Annotated in this window: 13 protein-coding genes; 4 read left to right on the plus strand and 9 right to left on the minus strand. The window is 66.3% G+C overall.

Features of this window, described 5'->3' with window-relative positions; all coding sequences use genetic code 11:
• Positions 1-239: 239 nt before the first annotated feature.
• Entirely contained in the window at positions 240-2,045 is a 1,806-nt protein-coding gene (locus ACCQ00_RS13900) for a DUF885 domain-containing protein (protein WP_039570290.1), read from the plus strand.
• A gap of 519 nt (positions 2,046-2,564) precedes the next feature.
• Here the strand turns inward: ACCQ00_RS13900 and ACCQ00_RS13905 are convergent.
• The 6 genes from ACCQ00_RS13905 to ACCQ00_RS13930 all read right to left on the minus strand — a co-directional run bounded on the left by ACCQ00_RS13905 (position 2,565) and on the right by ACCQ00_RS13930 (position 11,881).
• Positions 2,565-4,397: an ABC transporter ATP-binding protein gene (locus ACCQ00_RS13905; RefSeq protein ID WP_039570287.1), complete on the minus strand. Its 1,833-nt coding sequence runs from the start codon at positions 4,395-4,397 to the stop codon at positions 2,565-2,567.
• Between the two features lie 171 nt (positions 4,398-4,568).
• Entirely contained in the window at positions 4,569-5,165 is a 597-nt protein-coding gene (locus ACCQ00_RS13910; RefSeq protein ID WP_039570285.1) for a plasmid pRiA4b ORF-3 family protein, read from the minus strand.
• 206 nt (positions 5,166-5,371) lie between these two features.
• A complete protein-coding gene (locus ACCQ00_RS13915) occupies positions 5,372-8,431 on the minus strand; it encodes an efflux RND transporter permease subunit (RefSeq protein WP_372353959.1) in 3,060 nt (1,019 codons plus the stop codon).
• The gene (locus ACCQ00_RS13920) at positions 8,428-9,534 is read right to left on the minus strand and encodes an efflux RND transporter periplasmic adaptor subunit (RefSeq protein ID WP_039570281.1); all 1,107 of its coding nucleotides are present in this window, start codon (positions 9,532-9,534) and stop codon (positions 8,428-8,430) included. Before ACCQ00_RS13920 ends, ACCQ00_RS13915 begins: the two co-directional genes overlap by 4 nt.
• Before the next feature lie 22 nt (positions 9,535-9,556).
• Positions 9,557-10,393, minus strand: a complete 837-nt coding sequence (locus ACCQ00_RS13925; RefSeq protein ID WP_039570279.1) for a MipA/OmpV family protein — start codon at positions 10,391-10,393, stop codon at positions 9,557-9,559.
• Positions 10,394-10,411: 18 nt separating this feature from the next.
• Complete coding sequence (locus tag ACCQ00_RS13930) at positions 10,412-11,881, minus strand: efflux transporter outer membrane subunit (RefSeq protein ID WP_039570277.1); 1,470 nt, start codon at positions 11,879-11,881, stop codon at positions 10,412-10,414.
• Positions 11,882-11,986: 105 nt separating this feature from the next.
• Between ACCQ00_RS13930 and ACCQ00_RS13935 the strand changes: the two genes are divergently transcribed.
• Positions 11,987-12,676 (plus strand): response regulator, encoded by a 690-nt coding sequence (locus ACCQ00_RS13935; RefSeq protein ID WP_005912893.1) that lies wholly within the window; start codon positions 11,987-11,989, stop codon positions 12,674-12,676.
• Positions 12,673-13,866 (plus strand): sensor histidine kinase, encoded by a 1,194-nt coding sequence (locus ACCQ00_RS13940; protein ID WP_372353960.1) that lies wholly within the window; start codon positions 12,673-12,675, stop codon positions 13,864-13,866. The genes ACCQ00_RS13935 and ACCQ00_RS13940 overlap by 4 nt, the downstream gene beginning before the upstream one ends.
• A gap of 64 nt (positions 13,867-13,930) precedes the next feature.
• Here ACCQ00_RS13940 and ACCQ00_RS13945 read toward each other — a convergent pair whose 3' ends face one another.
• From ACCQ00_RS13945 to rraA, 3 genes are all read right to left on the minus strand, one after another.
• A complete protein-coding gene (locus ACCQ00_RS13945) occupies positions 13,931-15,196 on the minus strand; it encodes a cation:proton antiporter (RefSeq protein WP_017163354.1) in 1,266 nt (421 codons plus the stop codon).
• A 145-nt stretch (positions 15,197-15,341) separates the two neighbouring features.
• Positions 15,342-16,937 (minus strand): serine hydrolase, encoded by a 1,596-nt coding sequence (locus tag ACCQ00_RS13950; RefSeq protein WP_484606972.1) that lies wholly within the window; start codon positions 16,935-16,937, stop codon positions 15,342-15,344.
• A 22-nt stretch (positions 16,938-16,959) separates the two neighbouring features.
• Positions 16,960-17,460, minus strand: coding sequence for a ribonuclease E activity regulator RraA (rraA, locus tag ACCQ00_RS13955; RefSeq protein ID WP_039570386.1), 501 nt, complete (start codon positions 17,458-17,460; stop codon positions 16,960-16,962).
• A 619-nt stretch (positions 17,461-18,079) separates the two neighbouring features.
• On the opposite strand from rraA, the gene ACCQ00_RS13960 reads away from it, so the two are divergent.
• Positions 18,080-18,913, plus strand: a complete 834-nt coding sequence (locus tag ACCQ00_RS13960) for a DUF72 domain-containing protein (RefSeq protein WP_039570272.1) — start codon at positions 18,080-18,082, stop codon at positions 18,911-18,913.
• The last annotated feature ends 223 nt before the right edge of the window (positions 18,914-19,136 follow it).

A 19,136-nucleotide genomic window follows, 5' to 3' on the forward strand; every position in this document is an offset into this window, starting at 1 on the left:
TCGCGCCGCTGGCCGGCTGGCAGGATCGGGGGCGGCCGTCCCTGCGTGGTGAGCATCTGTGAGGGAACCTGGAGGGCGCGCAGAAGCCGAAGGGTGCAAGCGGCACAAGCAGGTCCAAGCCTCGGCCGCGCCCGCCTGGCGGTGGGCGCGGCCGATTTATTGGCTGACCCACACCAATGGCGGATGCGCATGCGCGCGCAGATGCCTATGCTGGCGGTTTGATTCCACCAGGACCTACGATGCGTCAACGCCTGCTTGTCCTCGCCCTGATCGCCGGCCTGAGCGCCTGCCAGCAGCAGCCCGAATCACCGCGCGCCGATGCAACCGCGCCTGCCGCCAACGACGCACAGACCCCGGATGCGCGCTTTGCCGCATTGTCCAAACAGGCCCTTGACACCTGGATGCAGCTGTCGCCGGTGACCGCCACCCAGACCGGCGACCATCGCTTCGATGCGCAGATCGACGACCTGAGCGCCGGCGGCCGCCAGCGCAGCGTGGATGCGGGCAAGAAGCTGCTGGCCACCCTGGATGCGATCGACGTCACCAAGCTCTCGCGCGAGAACCAGGTGGATGCGGCCGTTCTGCGCAACCAGCTGCAATCGGAGATCTGGAATACCGAGGTGCTGCAAAGCTGGGCCTGGGACCCGCAGCTCTACAACGGCCTGGCCGGCAGCGCGCTGTACAGCCTGATGGCGCGCGAGTTCGCGCCGCTGCCCGAGCGCCTGACTGCGGCCACCCAGCGCATGGAAAAGATCCCGAGCATCTTTGCGCAGGCACGCCAGAACCTGGACCCGGCACGCGTGCCGAAGATCCATGCCGAAACGGTGGCCAAGCAGAACAAGGGCATCCTGAGCATCGTCGACAGCTTCATCGCGCCCAACATCAGCCAGCTTGGCCCAATCGAGGCGGCGCGTGCGCAGGCGGCCATCGACAACCTGCGCAAGGCAGTGGCCGAGCAGCAGACCTGGCTGGACACCGTGCTGGTCCCCAATGCCAAGGGCGACTTCCGCATCGGTGCGGAAAAATACGATCAGAAGCTGAAATTCGCACTGCTGTCGTCGCTGTCGCGTGCCGACATCAAACAGCGTGCCGAATCCGAGCTCAAGCGCGTGCGCAGCGACATGTACGGGATTGCACGCACGGTGCTCAAGGACAAGCCCGGCGCCCCCAAGTTGCCCGAATCGCCCACCGACGACCAGCAGCAGGCGGCGATCGAAGCGGCCCTGGAGCTGGCGTATGCCGACAAGCCGGCGCGCGACAAGGTGGTGGACGCCGCCAAGGCAGCGCTGGCGCAATCGACCGAGTTCGTGCGCCAGAAGGATTTGATGACGCTGCCCGATTCGCCGGTGGACATCATCCTGATGCCGGAATTCCAGCGTGGCGTGGCGGTGGCGTATTGCGATTCGCCCGGCCCGCTCGACAAGAATCTCAAGACGTTCTACGCGGTGTCGCCGATTCCCGACGACTGGAACGACAAGCAGGTCGATTCGTTCCTGCGCGAATACAACACCCGCATGATCCAGCTGCTCAGCATCCATGAGGGCACCCCGGGTCATTACCTGGAAGGCTGGCATTCGGCCAAGTTCCCCTCCACGCTGCGCGCGGTGCTGCGCTCGGGCATGTTCGCCGAAGGCTGGGCGGTGTACACCGAACGCATGATGCAGGAGCAGGGTTACCTGGATAACGACCCACTGTTCCATCTGGTGCAGCTCAAGTTCTACCTGCGCACCATCGCCAATGCCATCCTCGACCAGGGCGTGCATGTGGACGGCTGGGATCGCGACAAGGCGATGCAGCTGATGACCCACGACACCTTCCAGCAGGAAAGCGAAGCGGCGGGCAAGTGGGTGCGTGCACAGCTGTCTTCGGCACAGCTGCCGACCTACTTCGTTGGCGTGCAGGAACATCTGGACACGCGCAAGGCGGTGCAGGACAAGCTGGGCGACAGCTTCAACCTGAAGGCCTATCACGACCAGATGCTGTCCTACGGCGCACCGCCGGTCCGCTTCGCGCGCGAGCTGATGCTGGATCAACCGATCGAGTGATTGATCCTTCTCCCACACGCGGGAGAGGGGCGTGCTCCGGCAGCCGAATAAGCGGTTGCATGTGGCCCTTCTCCCGCACGCGGGAGAAGGTGCCCCGCAGGGGGGGCGCCTGGCAAAGGTGTCACCACCTACGATGTCGAACGCGTCGCCACGCGCCTCCAGAAATGACACACCAAGTGGCTTCCCCGTGCCCTCACCCCAACCCCTCTCCCGCATGCGGGAGAGGGGCGTGCTCCGGTAGCCGAATAAGCGGCTGCATGTGGCTCTTCTCCAGCGCGCGGGAGAAGATGCCCCGCAGGGGGCGCTTGGCAAAGGTGTGACCACCTACGATGTCGAACGCGTCACCACGCGCTTCCAGAAATGACACACCAAGTGGCTTCCCACGTGCCCTCACCCCACCCCCTCTCCCGCACGCGGGAGAGGGGCGTCCTACGGTGGCCGAATAAGCGGTTGCATGTGGCCCTTCTCCCGCGCGCAGGAGAAGGGCTACGGTCGCGCCGAGCTGGCGCATCTCTTCAATCACGCATCCGCAGCAACAAATCCACCGGTCTGGCGCGCCCACAGGCGCGCATACAAGCCGCCATGCGCGATCAACTCCGCATGCGTGCCGGTCTCGACGATGCGGCCGCCGTCCATCACCACCAGCCGGTCCATGCGCGCGATGGTCGAGAGCCGGTGCGCGATGGCAATCACCGTCTTGTTGCCCATCAGCGCGTCCAGGCTGTCCTGGATGGCGGCCTCCACTTCCGAATCCAGCGCCGAGGTCGCCTCATCCAGGATCAGGATCGGCGCGTCCTTGAGCAATACCCGCGCAATCGCAATGCGCTGGCGCTGACCGCCGGAGAGTTTCACCCCGCGCTCGCCCACATGCGCATCGAAACCGCGGCGGCCTTCGCCATCGATCAGCGTGTCGATGAAACTGTCGGCGCGGGCCTTGCGCACGGCGTCGAGAAGTTGCGCCTCGCTGGCCTGCGGCCGCCCGTACAGCAGGTTATCGCGGATCGAGCGATGCAACAGCGAGGTGTCCTGGGTCACCAACCCGATCTGCCCGCGCAGGCTTTCCTGCGTCACGCTTGCGATGTCCTGCCCGTCGATCAGGATGCGGCCCTGCTCCAGGTCGTACAGCCGCAGCAACACATTGACCAGGGTGGATTTGCCGGCACCGGACGGCCCGACCAGGCCGATCTTTTCGCCGGCGCGCACCTGCAGATCCAGCCCGGCAATCACCCCACCGCGCTTGCCGTAATGGAAATGGATATGCTCGAACTGCACCAGCCCCTGGGTTACCTGCAGCGGCACCGCATCCACTGCATCCTGTACCTGCACCGGTTGCGAGATGGTCTGCATGCCGTCCTGCACGGTGCCGATGTCCTCGAAGATGCCGTTGACCGTCCACATGATCCAGCCGGACATGTTGTGGATACGGATCACCAAGCCGGTGGCCAGGGTGATCGCGCCCACGCTGATCTGGCCGCGGCTCCACAACCACAGCGCCAGCGCGCAGGTCCCCACGATCAAAAAACCGTTTGCCACGGCGATGGCGGTGTCCATGGCGGTGGTCACCCGGGTCTGCCCGCGGTGCTTGACCGCCAGCTCGTCGATGGCATCGCGCACGTACGCCTGTTCGCGGCCGGCATGGGCGAACAACTTGAGCGTGGAAATATTGGTATAGCCATCGACGATGCGGCCGGTCGCCTTGGAGCGCGCATCGGAGGCAACCCATGCGCGCGCTTTCATGCGCGGCACGAAGAACGCCATCAGCGCGACGTACACCACCAGCCAGAGCAGCAGCGGCGCCATCAACCAGGGGTCTGCCTGCGCGAACAACCACAGCGCACTGCCGGTATAGACCACGATGTACCACAGTGCATCCACCATCTGCACGGCCGATTCGCGCAGCGAGGTGCCGGTCTGCATCACCCGGTTGGCGATGCGCCCGGCAAAATCGTTGTTGAAGAAGCCCAGGCTCTGGCGCACCACGTAGTTGTGCATCAGCCAGCGCGAACGGTTGCTCAGGCCCGGCACGATCGCCTGATTGACCAGCAGATTGTGCAGGCCGGTGAAAAACGGCCTTGCCACCAGCGTGATCACCGCCATCCAGATCAGTTCGCCCGCATGCTGCCGGAAGAAATCCGGCCCTGGCTTGTCGGCAAGCATGTCGACGATGCGGCCGAGGAAATCGAACATCGCCACTTCCACCAGCGCCAGCAACAGCCCGGCGATCAAGGTGGCCAGCAGGATCGGCCACAACGGCCGCAGATAATGCAGATAGAAGCGCCACACGCTGCGTGGCGGCATCTCCCGCTCGATCGGCGGGAAAATATCGATCAGGGACTCGAACCAGCGGAACATGGCGCAGACTTCAAAAAACACCGGGGTCCCAGGCTAGCCGATCGGGCGTCAAGCCGCAGTGGCGCGGATCGGCACGCGCGGCCTGGTCAGCCCATGCAATGCCTCAACGCTCTGGCGATGAGAACTAAAGAAGAGGTCTGCAGCGCCTTCGCCCCTGAGGCGCCACCACTGTCACTCGCGCACGCGCGCGAGCAGGCGATTGACCTCCGGCAGATCGAAATGCCCGGGTTCCAAGCGCCCACCCAAGCTCGCCAGTTCCTGTACATGCTGCGGGTGGTCCGGGTCGGCGATGATGCGCAACAGCGCCTGGTAATGACCGATGCCGCCACTGCGCTCCGGCGGGCAGGCATTGGCACCGTCCATGCAGCGCGCCAAGCGAAGGCCGGCATCGGCCGGCAACCGCGCTTCCACGTGCAGGCGATGTTGCCAGCCAGGGCCGGCGCCGTAGAAATAATCGAAGCCTTCCAGCTCGCCCACCGCGCTTTCCAGCGTGACACGCCCGGCGTGCTTGAGCCGGGGACGCTCGGGCACATCCAGCCCGGATTCGCCATAACGTCCGCCACCGAGGTCGAACTCGTAGGGATGGATGCCAGTCCAGCCCATCACCGGCTGCAACACGCGATGTAGCGTGGCCAGGCGCACCGCACCGGACACCAGCAGGCGCCGCCAGATCAGCGGCGCGCTGCCGGTCAATGCCACATGCAGTTGATACACCGGTGCAGGGGCCTGCAGCGCTTGCTGCGCGGATTTCTTTCTTGCCTTGGTCATCGTGTGATGCGTTTGCCTGCCAGTTACCAGTATGGCGTGCCAGCCAGGCGAATGCAGACGCCGTCCAGCTCCGCGCGTCACTCGACTGCGCAACGCCAGGCGGGCGCGCCCGGTGCTCGGGTCCGGATGTACCCCATGTACATCCGGACTCTGAGCGCCCATCCACGCCCGCCTGGCCGCGACTGGCTGCGGTGTGCTGACAACGCTCAGGCACCGCGGCGCAGGCGCAAACCGAACAGCAGGTCATACAGGATCGGAATCAGGCCCAGCGTCACCAGCGTGCCCAATGCCAGCCCACCGATCATGGTGATGGCCATGCCCGTCCACAATGGGCCTGCAAACAGCATCAGCGGTACCAGGCCAACGATGCAGGTGAGCTTGGTCATGACGATCGGGCGCAGCCGCTTGACCGCGGCCGCCACCACCGCGTCGCGGCGCGGCAGGCCATCGGCAAGTTCGGATTCGATGCGCTCCAGCAGCAACACCGCGTTGTTGACGATGATGCCGGCCAGCGCCAGCAGGCCGAAGGTCGCCATGAAGCCGAACGGATAGCCGGTTATCACCAGCGCCAGTGCCGCACCGATCAGCACGAACGGCACCGCCGACAGCACGATGAACAACTTGCGGAACGAGTTGAACTGCCACACGAACAGCAACAGGATCGCGCCCAGCGCATGCGGCATGTAGTGCAGCAAGGCCTGATTGGCTTCGGCCGAATCTTCCAGCTCGCCACAGATCTCCACGCGGTAGCCGGGCGGCAATTTGAGCGCGGCGATTGGCGCGGACAGCCGTTCGACGATCTCGGTCGCGGTCAGTTGCGGGTTGCGTGCGGTCACGGTGATGGCACGGCTGAGATTGCGCCGCTGGATCGCCGACGGCTCGCTGTCGCGCAGCACCGTGGCGACCGCCGCCAACGGCACCGGTGCGCCGCCTGCCTGCGGGTACACCAACGTGTCGGCCGGATTGCCGTTGGCGGCACGCTCGTCGGTGCTGCCGCGCACGACGACCGGCACATCGGTGCCATCGTCGCGGATCAAGGTGGCGTCCACGCCGCTGTAGCGCCCTTGCAAGGCCTGCGCAATGTCTTCGCTGCTCACACCGGCGCGGCGGGCCTTGAGCTGGTCCACCTGCACCACGTAGCGCGGAATGCGCGCCTGCCAATCGTCCTGCACGTCCACGGTGCCCGGCACCGCCCGCAACGCCCTGGCAATCGCGGCAGCGCTGCTGCGCAGGACGGCCTCGTCCGGACCCACCACGCGATACACCGCCATCCCGGCTTCGGTTGCGCCCAGCGAAAAGCGCTTGGGCTCGGCACGCAGCGCGGGGAAGTGGCTGCGCACATGCGAGCGCACCCGTGCGATCACCGCATCGATGTCGGTCCCCGGCCGCACGCTGACCGTGAAGTAGGCCTGGTTGGCCGCCGGCAGCGGCGGGTTCAGACCCAACACGATGCGCGGCCCGCCATCGGCGACATACCCGATGCTGTCCACCACCTCGGGGTTGGCATGGCGGTCGCCCAACCAGCGGCTGAGTTCACTCACCGTGCGCAGGGTCTGGCGTGCATCGCTGCCCGCCTGCAACGTCACCGGCATCTGGAACTGCAGGCGGTCGGACTTGGGCAGGAAGTCGTACGGAATGGACACCAGCACGGTGACCGCCACCGCCAGCATCGCCGTCATCGCACCGATGAACAGCACCTTGTGCTGCAGCACGCGTTCGATCACACGGCGGTAGTCGCGATAGAAACGCGACTCGCCGGCGTCGCTGGTCTTGGCGACATGCACCTTGGCGGAGTACATGCACAGCAGCGGCGTCACCGTGATGCTCAGCAACCACGAGCCCAGCAGCGTCACGCCGAGCACGGTGGCCAGCGAGCGCAGGTATTCGTTGGTGCTGGTCTGGCCGAAGAAGAACGGCGAGAACGCCAGCACGATGACCAACGAGGAGGTCAGCAAGGGTGTCGCCAACGTCCGGCCCGCATCGATGCAGGCCTGGCGGCGTTCCTCGCCGGCCACCAGACGGCGCTCGATGTCTTCGGCAATCACGATGCCGTTGTCCACCAACAAGCCCAACGCAAGAATGATGGCGGCAATCGAGACTGTCTGCAGCTCCACGTCCAGCACACGCATGACGATCAGCGACGCGAAGATGGTCAACGGCACGATCGCGCCGACGATCAACCCGGTGCGCCAACCCAGGAACAGCATCACCACCGCCATGACGATGACAATGGTCTCGCCCATGACGTGATGCATCTTGCCCATCTCGCGCTCGACCACATCGGCCTGGAAGCTCACCACGTGCTGGGTGAAGCCAACAGGCAGCTCACGCGCGGTGTCGTCGAGCTTGGCGCGCAGCGCCTTGCCGAAGTCGGCGATATTGGTGCCGGGCTGCATCGAGACCGAGACCACCACCGCCGGCTGTCCCTGGTAGACGGCCGCGCTTTGCGGCGGGTCGGTCGGCATCACCTGCACCTGTGCCAGCTCGCCCAGGGTCACTTCGCGGTTACCGCCGGCAGGCGCGCCTGGCACGCTCAGCAGCACGCCGCGCAACTGCTCGGGCGTGCGGATTTCGCCGGACGTGGCCACGGTCAGCGCCAGCCCGGACACCGCGACCTGCCCACCGGAGCCCACCACATTCTGCGCGCGCAACTGCGCCATCACGCTGGCGGGCGTCAATCCGCTCGCCAGCAACCGCGCGCGATCGAACGACACATATACCGCCTCGTCCTGCAGGCCATACACCTTCACCTGCTCCACGCCGGGCAAGGCGTACAGCTGCTCGCGCATGCGCCGCAACGGGGCGCGCATTTCGCTCATCGAAAAGCCCGTTGCGGTCACCGCAATCGAGGCCACCGACACGCGCCCGAAGTCGTCGTCGACGAAGGGACCAAGCGTGCCCGCAGGCAATTGCGCGCCGGCCTCCGCGGCCTTGGCGCGCACGCGCTGCCACAGCGCAGGCAGATCCTGCACATCGTCATAGGCGGTCAGCTGCACGATCGCGCTGCCCGGGTGCACCGTGGTGACGATGCGCTTGATGCCGGCCAACTCGCGCAAGCGCTCTTCCACCGGACGCGCCAGCAGGTTTTCCACCTGCTCGCTGGGCATGCCGGGATAGGCCACCGACACCAGCGTGTCGCGCACGGTCACCGACGGTTCTTCCTGCGATGGGAAACCGAGAAACGCCACGATGCCGCCGATCAGGATCATCGCTGCGGCAAACAACGTCAGCCGGCTCGAGCGCATCGCCATCTGGGTCAGCTTCATGGCGTGCGACCTCCGCTCAGCTGCGTTTGCGCCTGCAGTGGCGTCACCGGCTGGCCGTTCACCAAGAAGCCCACCCCGGCGCTCACCACCTGCTCGCCTGCACGCAGCCCGCGCAGAATCTGCACACGCTCGCCGACGATCGTCCCCAGGTCGACCGCGCGTTCGATCACGGCCCGCTTTGCCGGCTGGTATACGAACACGCTGGCCCGCTGCCGGTTGAGCCGGGGCAATACCGCCGACAACGGCACGCTCGGCGTGGAAGCGGCAGGAGTCGGCAGTGTCAGCATCACGCTGTCGCCGCTACGCAGCGACGGCGCGGCGGCGAGCGGTTCCAGCAACGCCTGTACGGTCGTGGCATTGTCCAGGCGGCTGGAAAGACTGCGCAGACGCAGTTCGATCGGCGCGTCGCCCGCATCCACCAGGCGGGCATGCATGGTCTGCCCCGGCGCCAGGCCGGCACCGGCAGTCGCCGGCAGCGTGGCGACCAGTTGCACACGGCCCTGCCCTTCCATCTGAAGCACCGCCTGCCCCGCCGCCACATCGGCCTGCGGCTGTTGCAGGCGCGCCACCACGCTGCCATCGAAGGGCGCGCGAAGCTCGCCCAAACGCGTGCCGCGGCGCGCCACGGCCAGGTCGGCCCTGGCCACCTGCAGCTGCGCGGCGGCCGCATCTGCCGCTGCCCGCGCGGCCGTCAAGGTGGCATTGGAACTGGCGCCGTCATCGAACATTGCCTGTTGCTGGCGCAATTGCAGTTGCCGTTCGCCAGACTGCGCCAGTGCCGCGCGCACGTTGGCATCGGCCTGTTGTTCGCGCAGGCGCAGCGGTTCGTCGTCCAGCCGTGCCAGCAGTTGCCCGCGGGTCACCCGGTCGCCGACATCCACCAGCACTGCCGACAGACGGCCTGCCCCTTCGAACCCCAGCTCGGCGCGTTGTTCCTGGCGCACCAGCGCCGGCACCTGCAGCGGGTTATCGCTCCCGCTGCCGAAGCGCTCCAGCTTCACCGCGCGCGGTGTCTCGGTGGCCGGCGCATCCGGCCCGCTGCATGCGGCCAGTCCCAGCAGCAACGTGCCGCACACCAGGCCGCGATAAAACATCGTCATCATTCGATCCCCCGGTGTATGCCGCTCAGCGGCTGTAGGTCAGTGCAAGGTTGCCGCTCACCACGCTGCGGCGTGCCACCAGCGGGCTGTCTTCGGCGTTGTCCAGGTAGCGCGTTCCGGTGACCCCCACCGTGGTGGCCCAGTGCTCGCCCAGCGAGTGCGTCCAGCTGCCGCCTACCGCGGCGGCATACGCACCGGACCCGGCATTGAAGGCGGCAAAGCGGGTGCGCGCGGCTTGCGCATCGCTGACACCGAAGTAAGCCTGATTGAAGCGGCGGTCGCCGCCATGCACGTCCAGGTCCAGGGTGACCGTGTCGCTGGCGCTATGCAGCAGGGTGAACTCCATCCCGGCGCGATAGCGGTTGCGGCGCGCAGCATCCTTGAGCGTAAATTCCGCCTCCGCATTGACGTTCATATAGGGCGTCACTTGCTGCATCACCAGCGTACGTGCCGTCACCGAGCCAGGCACATCGCCCATGCCGGCCAGCAGGCGCGAGCCCGGCCGCCAGTTGCTGTCGCGTTGCAGCCGGCCCAGGTCGTAATACAGCGATTGCGATATGTAGAAGCCGGACTTGCTCTGGAATTGCAGGCCGCCGCCGCGCGAGGTGTCGAAGAACAACACGCCGCGCTGCACCACCAGCACCGGATTGAATTGCACGCGCGCGCGCTCGGCACCGGCATACTCCGACGTGGCCACCGCTGCGGCGCCGGCGGTGATCTCGGTGCGGTCTCCCAGCAGGCGCGAACTTCCGGTCAGATCGGTTTGTGCGTGCGCGATGCACGGGATGGCGCTCATGCAGGCAAGGAGGCTGGCGCGAACCATATGGTTGCCGCGCAGGCGATTGAAGGACGATACGTTCATCGAATTCTCCGTCGGAAGTCAGGAAGCGGTGGGCAGGCGCACGCCATAGAACGCCTGAAACAGCGCAATACGGCTCAGCACGCGTTGACGTGCGGTATCCAGGTAATCGAGTTCGGTCTGGGCGATGCGGGTCCGCTCGGCCAGCAGCGCGCTGCGGTCTTGAAGACCGGCATCCACGCGTTGTTGCATTCGGGCAAGTCGCAGTTGCTCGCGTTCGACCTGCTCGCGCGAGCGCGGCTCGGCCTGCGACAAGGTGGCGTGGGCGTCGAGCGCGTTGGCGACCTCGCGAAATGCAGACTCGATCGCCTGCTCGTAGGCGAGGACATCGGCACGTTTGCGCAGTTGCGCCAGATCCAGGTTGGCGCGATTGCGGCCGCCATCGAACAACGGCAGGTTCAGTTGCGGCATGAAGCTCCACACGCCGTGGCCTGCAGAAAACAAGCCGTTCAATCCGTCGCTGGCCGTGCCCACGCTGCTGCTCAAGGTGATCGACGGAAAAAACGCCGCGCGCGCCGCGCCGATATCGGCATTGGCCGCGCGCAGCTCCAGCTCGGCCTGCTGGATGTCCGGGCGTTGCAGCAACAGCGACGAATCCAGTGCGCGCCACGCACTTGCCGACGTATCGGCGGCGATCAGCCCCTGCAGATCGCCGGGTACCGGCGTGCTGTCGTAGCCGGCCAGCAATTGCAGCGCGCGCACCGCCGCCGCGTGGTTGTCGTTGCCCTGCAGGGCCGCCACATGGGCCTGGTCGGCCTGCCGCTGCTGCGCATCGCGCTCGTCGCGCGCAATCAGCCCCACCTGATATTGCCGCTCGGCGATGGCAAGCAATGCAGCGCTGTCGGCATCCAGCGATTGCAGCTGGTGCAGCGCCTGTGCGGTGGTGCGCTCGGCGGTGTAGGCGCGCAGCACCTCTGCAATCAGGGCGCCACGCGCCGCGTCGCGGCCATGGGTGCTGGCCAGGTAGCGCTGGCGTGCGGCCTCGGACATCGCCTGCAGCTTGCCGAAAAAGTCCACTTCGAAATTGCCGATTCCCGCATTGGCAATCACCAGATCCTGCTGGTAGCGCGCATCCAGCGTCGGGTTGTCGAAATGTTGCCGCAGCTGCTGTGCGCCGACGGCGAGCGTCGGCAGGCGCGACGCCTGCGCGATGCCGTATTGCGCACGCGCCTGTTCTACCTGCAACGCCGCACGGCGGAAATCGCCGTTGTGGGCCAAGGCACGTTCGACCAGCGGCCGCAGGTCGCGGTCTGGCGCGAAGGCCTGCAGAAACGCGCGCTCTTGCGCGTTCAACCCGACCGCGGCGGTCGCATCGGCGTCGGGCTGGGCGGATACCGGTGCGGGTGCAGCTTGCGGGCTGCCGAACGTGGCCGGCACGCTGACCACCGGGCGCTGGTAGGCCGGCGTCAGGGAGCAGCCAGCAGACAGCACCGCACTGGCGGCAACCAGGCACACGCAAGACCAACGATGCGGAATAATTTGTGGAATCATGATGTCGGAGCACAGAGCCAATCTCGACCGACATCCTCGACCCGCAGCGTCCAGGTTGTTTTCGGGAATTATCCAGATTTGATCGAGACGACAGGGCAACACGCCATGACAGGCAAAAAGGTTCTGCTGGTGGAGGACGACAGCGATAGCGCCAGCATTCTGGAGGCCTATCTGCGCCGCGACGGCTTCGATGTGGCGGTAGCCGGCGATGGCGAACGCGCCATCCAGCTACACCGGCAATGGGCACCGGATCTGGTGCTGCTGGACGTGATGCTGCCCAAGCTCAGCGGCATCGAGGTGCTGTCGACGATCCGCCGCGCCGGCGACACGCCGGTGATCATGGTCACCGCCATCGGCGACGAGCCGGAAAAGCTCGGCGCCCTGCGCTACGGCGCCGACGATTACGTGGTCAAGCCGTACAGCCCCAAGGAGGTGGTGGCGCGCGTGCATGCGGTGCTACGCCGGAGCGTGGCAGTGCGCGCACCGGGCGAGCCGTTGCAGCACGGTCGGCTCAGCGTGGATCCGGCCGCCGTGGTGGCCAGCGTGCAACACGAAAACGGCGACAGCGTGGCGCTGGATCTGACCCCGACCGAATTCAACCTGCTCGCGCTGCTGCTCAAGACGCCATTCAAGGCCTTTACGCGCAGCGAATTGCTCGACGCCTGCCTGCCCGACAGCGATGCATTGGAACGGGTGGTGGATTCGCACATCCACAACCTGCGCCGCAAACTCGAAGTGCATGGCATCACCGGTGTGCTGGTCACCGTGCGTGCAGTGGGGTATCGCTTTCAATGAGGGTGCTGCGGCGGTTTCATGCCTGGCGCAACCAGGCGCCCCTGTGGTGGTGGGTGGGGCTGCGCATGAGCGCGCTGGCGGTGGTGACCATGATGGTCATCGCGTTCGGCATGTGGTGCTATTTCAATCTGCGCTACAGCCTGATCCTGAGCACCGTGCCGGCCGGGCCGCGTGCGGAGATTTCCCAGCTGATCGAGCAGCCCAGGGCCAACCAGGCCCGCCTGTGGGAGCTGTTCCAGCGCTATCACGACATCGAAAATTTCCTGCCCGGGCTGGCCAATCCGGACTGGTGGATGCTGGGCGCCATGATGGCCATCTCGGTGCCGGTCATTTTGTTCTGCGGCCTGCTCGCGTCGCGGCCGCTGTCGCGGCAGTTTTCGCAGGTGGCTTTCGCGGCGCACCGGGTCAGCGATGGCGATTTCGGCGCACGCGCACAAGTGGTGCGCGGCGCGCCGGACGAGCTCACCGCCCTGGCCGAGGACTTCAATACGATGAGCGGCAGGCTGCAGCAGTACGAGCGCGAATTACGCGACTCCAGCGCGATGCTGGCGCATGAATTGCGCACCCCGCTCAATGCCGCGATGGGACGCGTGCAAGGCATGCTGGACGACGTCTTCCCGCGCGAACCCGAGCAACTGCGGCTGGTGCATCGCCAGCTGGAGCAGATCAATCGCCTGATCGGCGACCTGCACCTGGTGTCGCTGGCGCGTGCCGGCCAGCTGGTGCTGGAGCCGGAAAGCGTCGAGCTGCGGGAGTTGGTCGCAGAGCGCATCGAATGGGCAGGGCCGGCGCTGCGCGAGGCGCAGATGACCATCCACTACCCCACGCATCCGGCGCTGCGCCTGCATGCCGACCGGCACCGGCTGGGCCAGGTGCTGTCGATCCTGATCGATAACGCGTTGCGCTACGCCGCAGCCGGCAAGCTGCTGGAGATCCAGGTGCGTCGCGACGGCAACAGCGTGCAGCTCACCGTCGGCGACCGCGGTCCCGGCGTGGCGCCTGCGCAACTGCCGCACCTGCTGGACCGCTTCTGGCGTGCCGACAGCTCGCGCGCGCGGCATTCCGGCGGCAGCGGCCTGGGCCTGGCGATCGCCTCGGCCATCTGCCAGGCGCACGATGGCCAACTGGTCGTCAGCAACCGCCCCGGCGGTGGCCTGCTGGCCAGCGTGCAGTTACCGCTGGGGCGTTGACGCAACGCCCGGCCGCGCACACGCCAGTGCAAGTGCCCGCACCCGCGGGCAGTTGCGCGCCCGATCACCGCGATTGCAGGCTCGGCACCGCGTCGCTCACATGGGCGTGGCGGCGCATGATCCAGTTGAACAACGGCGTGGCCATCAGCGTGGACAGGATCGCCATCAGCACCAGCACCGAGAACAGGCCCTGTTCGATGACACCGGCCTGCAAGCCGATATTGATGATGATCAGCTCCATCAGCCCGCGTGCATTCATCAGCGAGCCGATCGCCATGGCGTCGCGGTTGTTTTCGCCGGTCGCACGCGCCGCGGCCCAGCAGGCCACGCCCTTGCCGATGAACGATGCGGCCAGGATCGCCACGCCGGCCAGCATGATCTGCGGCTGCAGCAACACGCTGAGCTGGGTTTTCAAGCCCGAATAGGTGAAGAACATCGGCAGCAGCAACACCACGACGAACGGCTGCAGCATCTCGCGCAGCTTCTCGGTCAATGCGCCCCTGGGCAGGCAGACCCCGAGCAGGAAACCGCCGAACACCGCATGGATGCCGATCGCATCCATCGCCCAGGCACTGACGCAGAACAGGATCAGCACCACCGCCAGGACACTGTTGCTCAGCGGCTGGCCGGGCACCACATGATCGGCCAGCCGCTTGAGCAGATGCCGGCCGACGAAAATCATGAACACCGCATAGCCGATGCCGCCGCCGATGGCCAGGTAGGCACTGCCCCAACTGCCGCCGAAACTGGCCAGCACCACGGCCAAAATGCACCACGCTGCCGCATCGTCGAACGCGCCGGCGGTCAGCGCCAAAGTGCCCAACGGGCTATTGGTCAGACCGCGTTCGTGGATGATGCGCGCCAGCATCGGGAAGGCGGTGATCGCAATGGCCGCGCCCAGGAACAGCGACGCTTCGGTCAGCTTGGCCTGTTCCGAAAACAGGCCTTCCACGTTGATCAGCCACGGGCACATGGCAAACGCCAGCAGGAACGGCACCGCGATGCCCGCCATCGACACGCTCATGGCGCTGCGATAGCGCGCGCGGAAGTGGTCGCCGCGGAAATCGGTTCCGACCAGGAACATGTACAGGCCCACGCCGAACTGCGCGAACACATACAGCACGTCCATGGTCTGCTTGGGGAACAGGGCTGCCTGCACGCCCGGCGCCAGCAAGCCGAACAACGAAGGCCCCAGCATCACGCCGGCAATCATTTCGCCCACCACCTGCGGTTGCCCGAGGCGCTTGGCCAGCATGCCGACCAGCCGGCACACCAACAAAATCGCGGCAGCCTGCAAAAAGAAATACACCGACATCTGCGGAGTGGTCATGCGTGCGGCGACATCCCTGAAAAGTGCGCAGATCGTAACCGGAGCTGCCGCACTCCGATAGCGTGCGGCTGCCGATGGCGATCTGAGCCACCTGCGCGCTTGGGCCCGCCAGGCACGGCGCGCAGGCCATCGGCGCTTGCCTGCATCATGTGCCCGCGGCGGCCTGCGCCGGCACCGGCGTCAGCACCAGGTCCTGGAAATCGAAGCTGAAATCGGTCAGCGGCGAAATCGGTTCCATGCGCATCTCGCGCACCGCGCCATCCGGGGTCAGCGCAAAATTGACGAAGGCATCGGCATTCAAGGAGCGGTCGTCCCAGCGCACGATGAAGCTGTCGTGCTGCCAATGCTCCAGCGTGCCCACCAACTGGGCGGTCTTGGCAAACTGCATGCGCAGCCGCTTGCCGTCCTGGGCGATCACCACATCGCCGTACCAGGGGTCGCGATAGGTGGTCGCGTAGCTGCGCAGCGGCAACGACGGCGTCGAACGCGCCGCACGCGCGTCCTGGTGCTTCTTCCAACTTGCGTCCGCATCGCTGTCGGCCTTCTCCACCAGTTTGGCGTAGGCGGCGGTCCAGTCCGTGGACGGCACCTGCAAGAACGCATCCAGCACCTGGAAGGTCACGGCATTGAACGCAGCGCCCACTTCCTGGTTGGTCAACACCACCACGCCCAGCTTCTGATCCGGCAGCAGCGTCAGGCGCGACACCATGCCGGGCCAGCCGCCGGTATGCCAGACCATGCGATGGCCGCGGTAGTCGCTCAGGCTCCAGCCCTCACCGTAGCCGGCGAAGTTCGGCCGCGCCGCGGCAAGCTCGGGCACCTGCACCTCGCCGATCGGGATTGGCGTGATCATCGACCACATTTCCTGCTGACGCTTGGCGCTGAACAGGGGTTTGCCATCGGGCAGGATGCCGCCGGCCAGCTGCACGTTCATCCACAGCGCCATGTCGTGCGCGCTGGCATAGATGCCGCCGGCACCGGAGTTGTTGGACCAGGTCAGCGGCGCCACCGTGCGCAGCTCGGTAAAGTCGTACTTGGCATGCCCGACTGCCGCGTGATCGCCGCGCTGCAGATGGTCGGCGTTGAAGCGCGTGCCGCGCATGCCCACCGGGTCGAAGATGCGTTGCTGCAGAAACGCCGCGTAACTTTGCCCGGACACCTGCTCGATCACCTTCTGGGCAACGGCGTACAGGATGTTGTCGTAGGCATAGCGGTCGCGAAAGCCGCCCTTCAGCGGCACCTTGGCCAGGCGCTGCACGACCTCTTCGGTGGTATAGCTGGTGCTGGGCCAGAACAACAGATCGCCAGCGCCCAGGCTCAGGCCGCTGCGGTGCGCCAGCAGATCGCGGATGCGCATTTGTCCGCTCACATACGGGTCGGACATGCGAAACCACGGCAGATGGCCGATGACCTTGTCGTCGAGCGAGAGCTTGCCTTCATCGGCCAGAATCGACAGCGATGCGGCAGTGAATGCCTTGGTATTGGAGGCAATGGCAAACAACGTGTCGGCCTGCACCGGCGCGGGCTTGCCGGTCTCGCGCACGCCGTAGCCGCGCTCCAGCACCACCTGGCCGCCCTTGACGATGGCCACCGCGAGACCGGGCACGTCGAACTGCTTGCGCACGCGTTCCATCTGCGCATCGAACTGCTGCATGCCGGCGGGAAGCTCGGCCGCGTGCGTTGTCGTCACCAAGCTTGCCACCATCAGCACGCCCCCACTCAGCCATCGGTTCAAGGTCACTGCATCACCTTCAGGTTGTTGGTCAGATCGATCCGCCGGCGCCATCCAGCGCCAGCGGTTGCGGCGCCACCAGCACGCCATTGGCATCGGCATACAGCCAATGGCCCGGAACGAAGGGCACGCCGGCAAAATTCACCGGCACATCCACATCGCCCAGCTCGCGTCGCTCGGTACGGCGCGGGCAAGCCGCCAGCGCCAGTACCCCCAGCGGCAACGTGGCAAGAATCTCGACATCGCGCACGCAGCCGTGAACCAGCACGCCGGCCCAGCCGTTGGCCACCGCATTGGCCGCGATCTGGTCGCCTAGCAGGGCATGCTTGAGCGAGCCCTGCCCGTCCACCACCAGCACGCGGCCATCGCCCGGCGTAGCGGCCAGCTCGCGCACCCGCGAGTTGTCTTCGAAACAGCGCACCGTGACCATCGGTCCGGCGAATGCCGTGCGCCCGCCGAAGTGGCGGAACAGCGGTTCGGCGATCGTCACGTCGGGGTAGCGGTCACACAGATCAGGCGTGGTCCAGGTCATCGGGGCGATCTCGCGCGGCAGAGCTGGCATGGTAGCCGGCTGTGACGGCGCGCGGGCGATGGGGGACCGATGCCCGATACCCGTTACCCGTTACCCGATGTCCGATACCCGATAACGCGACATGCAGGCACGCACGCGCAGCGACAGTGCGCACACGCGGACACCGCTGCGTTCGCCGTTTCATGATGGTCGCTGCAAGGCAGTCGCCATGCGGCGCTTGCTGCGTATGGGCACTCGCCAGCGCGCTGCTGCGCTGGCGTCCAGTGCATCGGCTTGAGGTAAGCACTGCGAAGGCGCCGAATTGCGGCACCGAGACGCAACGCAGCCGACGTGGGTTGCCGGCAGCGACGCCGTCGGTGGCGTGCGCAGCTCACCCTCGGCGGCGTGTAACCCCAACACGGCAGACCAGCGCAGGGGCAACGCACTTCGGCAAGACGACCGCCCCACTGCGATGCACCGTTGCGTCATGCAGGCTCAACCATGCCCTTCACCGCGGCGCCTCATTGGCCGCCACGTTTCTCATCGCGCCACCTGCGCCACGGCTATGATCGGCCGGCGCGCGTCGCACCCATTGACGCATCCGCAACGACGCACGACCTCGCCAGCGAGTATCCATGCAATGACCGATCTGTTCGCTTCCGCCCCGCGCGCCCTCGACGGCATCCACATCGGCATTGGTGGCTGGGTCTATGCGCCGTGGCGCGCGGGCATGTTCTACCCGGAAGGGCTGGTGCAGCGCCGCGAGCTGGAATACGCAAGCCGCCACGTCACCGCCATCGAAATCAACGGAACCTATTACGGCACGCAGAAGCCGGCCACGTACGCGAAGTGGCGCGATGAGGTGCCGCCCGGCTTCGTGTTCTCGGCCAAGGCGCCGCGCCGCATTACCCAGTCGCGCAAACTGGCCGGTACCAAGGCGCAGGTGGAAGATTTCATCGGCGGCATTGTCGAGCTCGGCGATACCCTTGGGCCGCTGGTGTGGCAATTCGAACAAGGGCACCGGCTGCAGGCCGACGATCTGGACGCGTTTTTGTCGTTGCTGCCCAAGCGTGCAGGCACGCGTGCGCTGCGCCATGTATTGGAGATCCGCGACCATGACGCGGTGGATGCGGCGCTGCTCGCATTGGTGCGCGGCCATGGCGTGGCCACGGTGTTCACCGATTCGGATGAGCACCCCTCGTTCGCCGATCTGTCCACGGATTTCGTCTATGCACGTCTGATGCGCAGCCAGGCGCGCCTGCATGCCGGGTATCCGGCGCCGGCATTGGCGCGCTGGGCAGAGCGCATCAAGGCCTGGCGCCGCGGCGAAGACCCGGCCGACCTGCCGCACGTGGTTGCAACGACGGCGCCAGCACCACAGCCGCGCGAGGTCTTCGTGTTTTTCATCAGTGCGGCGAAGGAACGCAACCCGGCAGCGGCGATGGCGCTGTTGAAAGAAGTGTCGGCGCGTTAGAGCAGCTCGCAACACGACAGCCCAGCGGCGATATGGGCGCGGCGGCTTGGGAATCGCCAGGTTGCATGCGTACGTTCGGATTCTGCGTGCGGCATCCCCAGCCATCTGACGACGGCTTGCTGGTTTATCAGCCGCTCTTGGCCCGCGCATGAGGGCAATCGGCGATGATGGATACGGCCGTCTCCTGAGCACGGCGTTGCGCGCCGGGGTACGGCGATCGATC

Origin of the sequence: Xanthomonas sp. NCPPB 3761 (genome assembly GCF_041475705.2) — a bacterium.
Classification (GTDB): Bacteria; Pseudomonadota; Gammaproteobacteria; order Xanthomonadales; family Xanthomonadaceae; genus Xanthomonas; species Xanthomonas phaseoli.

Bases quoted from the DNA above. Each gene is read 5' to 3' on its own strand.
- ACCQ00_RS13900 (WP_039570290.1), top strand. From the start codon at position 240: ATGCGTCAACGCCTGCTTGTCCTCGCCCTGATCGCCGGCCTGAGCGCC.
- ACCQ00_RS13905 (WP_039570287.1), bottom strand. From the start codon at position 4,397: ATGTTCCGCTGGTTCGAGTCCCTGATCGATATTTTCCCGCCGATCGAG.
- ACCQ00_RS13910 (WP_039570285.1), bottom strand. From the start codon at position 5,165: ATGACCAAGGCAAGAAAGAAATCCGCGCAGCAAGCGCTGCAGGCCCCT.
- ACCQ00_RS13915 (WP_372353959.1), bottom strand. From the start codon at position 8,431: ATGAAGCTGACCCAGATGGCGATGCGCTCGAGCCGGCTGACGTTGTTT.
- ACCQ00_RS13920 (WP_039570281.1), bottom strand. From the start codon at position 9,534: ATGATGACGATGTTTTATCGCGGCCTGGTGTGCGGCACGTTGCTGCTG.
- ACCQ00_RS13925 (WP_039570279.1), bottom strand. From the start codon at position 10,393: ATGAACGTATCGTCCTTCAATCGCCTGCGCGGCAACCATATGGTTCGC.
- ACCQ00_RS13930 (WP_039570277.1), bottom strand. From the start codon at position 11,881: ATGATTCCACAAATTATTCCGCATCGTTGGTCTTGCGTGTGCCTGGTT.
- ACCQ00_RS13935 (WP_005912893.1), top strand. From the start codon at position 11,987: ATGACAGGCAAAAAGGTTCTGCTGGTGGAGGACGACAGCGATAGCGCC.
- ACCQ00_RS13940 (WP_372353960.1), top strand. From the start codon at position 12,673: ATGAGGGTGCTGCGGCGGTTTCATGCCTGGCGCAACCAGGCGCCCCTG.
- ACCQ00_RS13945 (WP_017163354.1), bottom strand. From the start codon at position 15,196: ATGACCACTCCGCAGATGTCGGTGTATTTCTTTTTGCAGGCTGCCGCG.
- rraA (WP_039570386.1), bottom strand. From the start codon at position 17,460: ATGACCTGGACCACGCCTGATCTGTGTGACCGCTACCCCGACGTGACG.
- ACCQ00_RS13960 (WP_039570272.1), top strand. From the start codon at position 18,080: ATGACCGATCTGTTCGCTTCCGCCCCGCGCGCCCTCGACGGCATCCAC.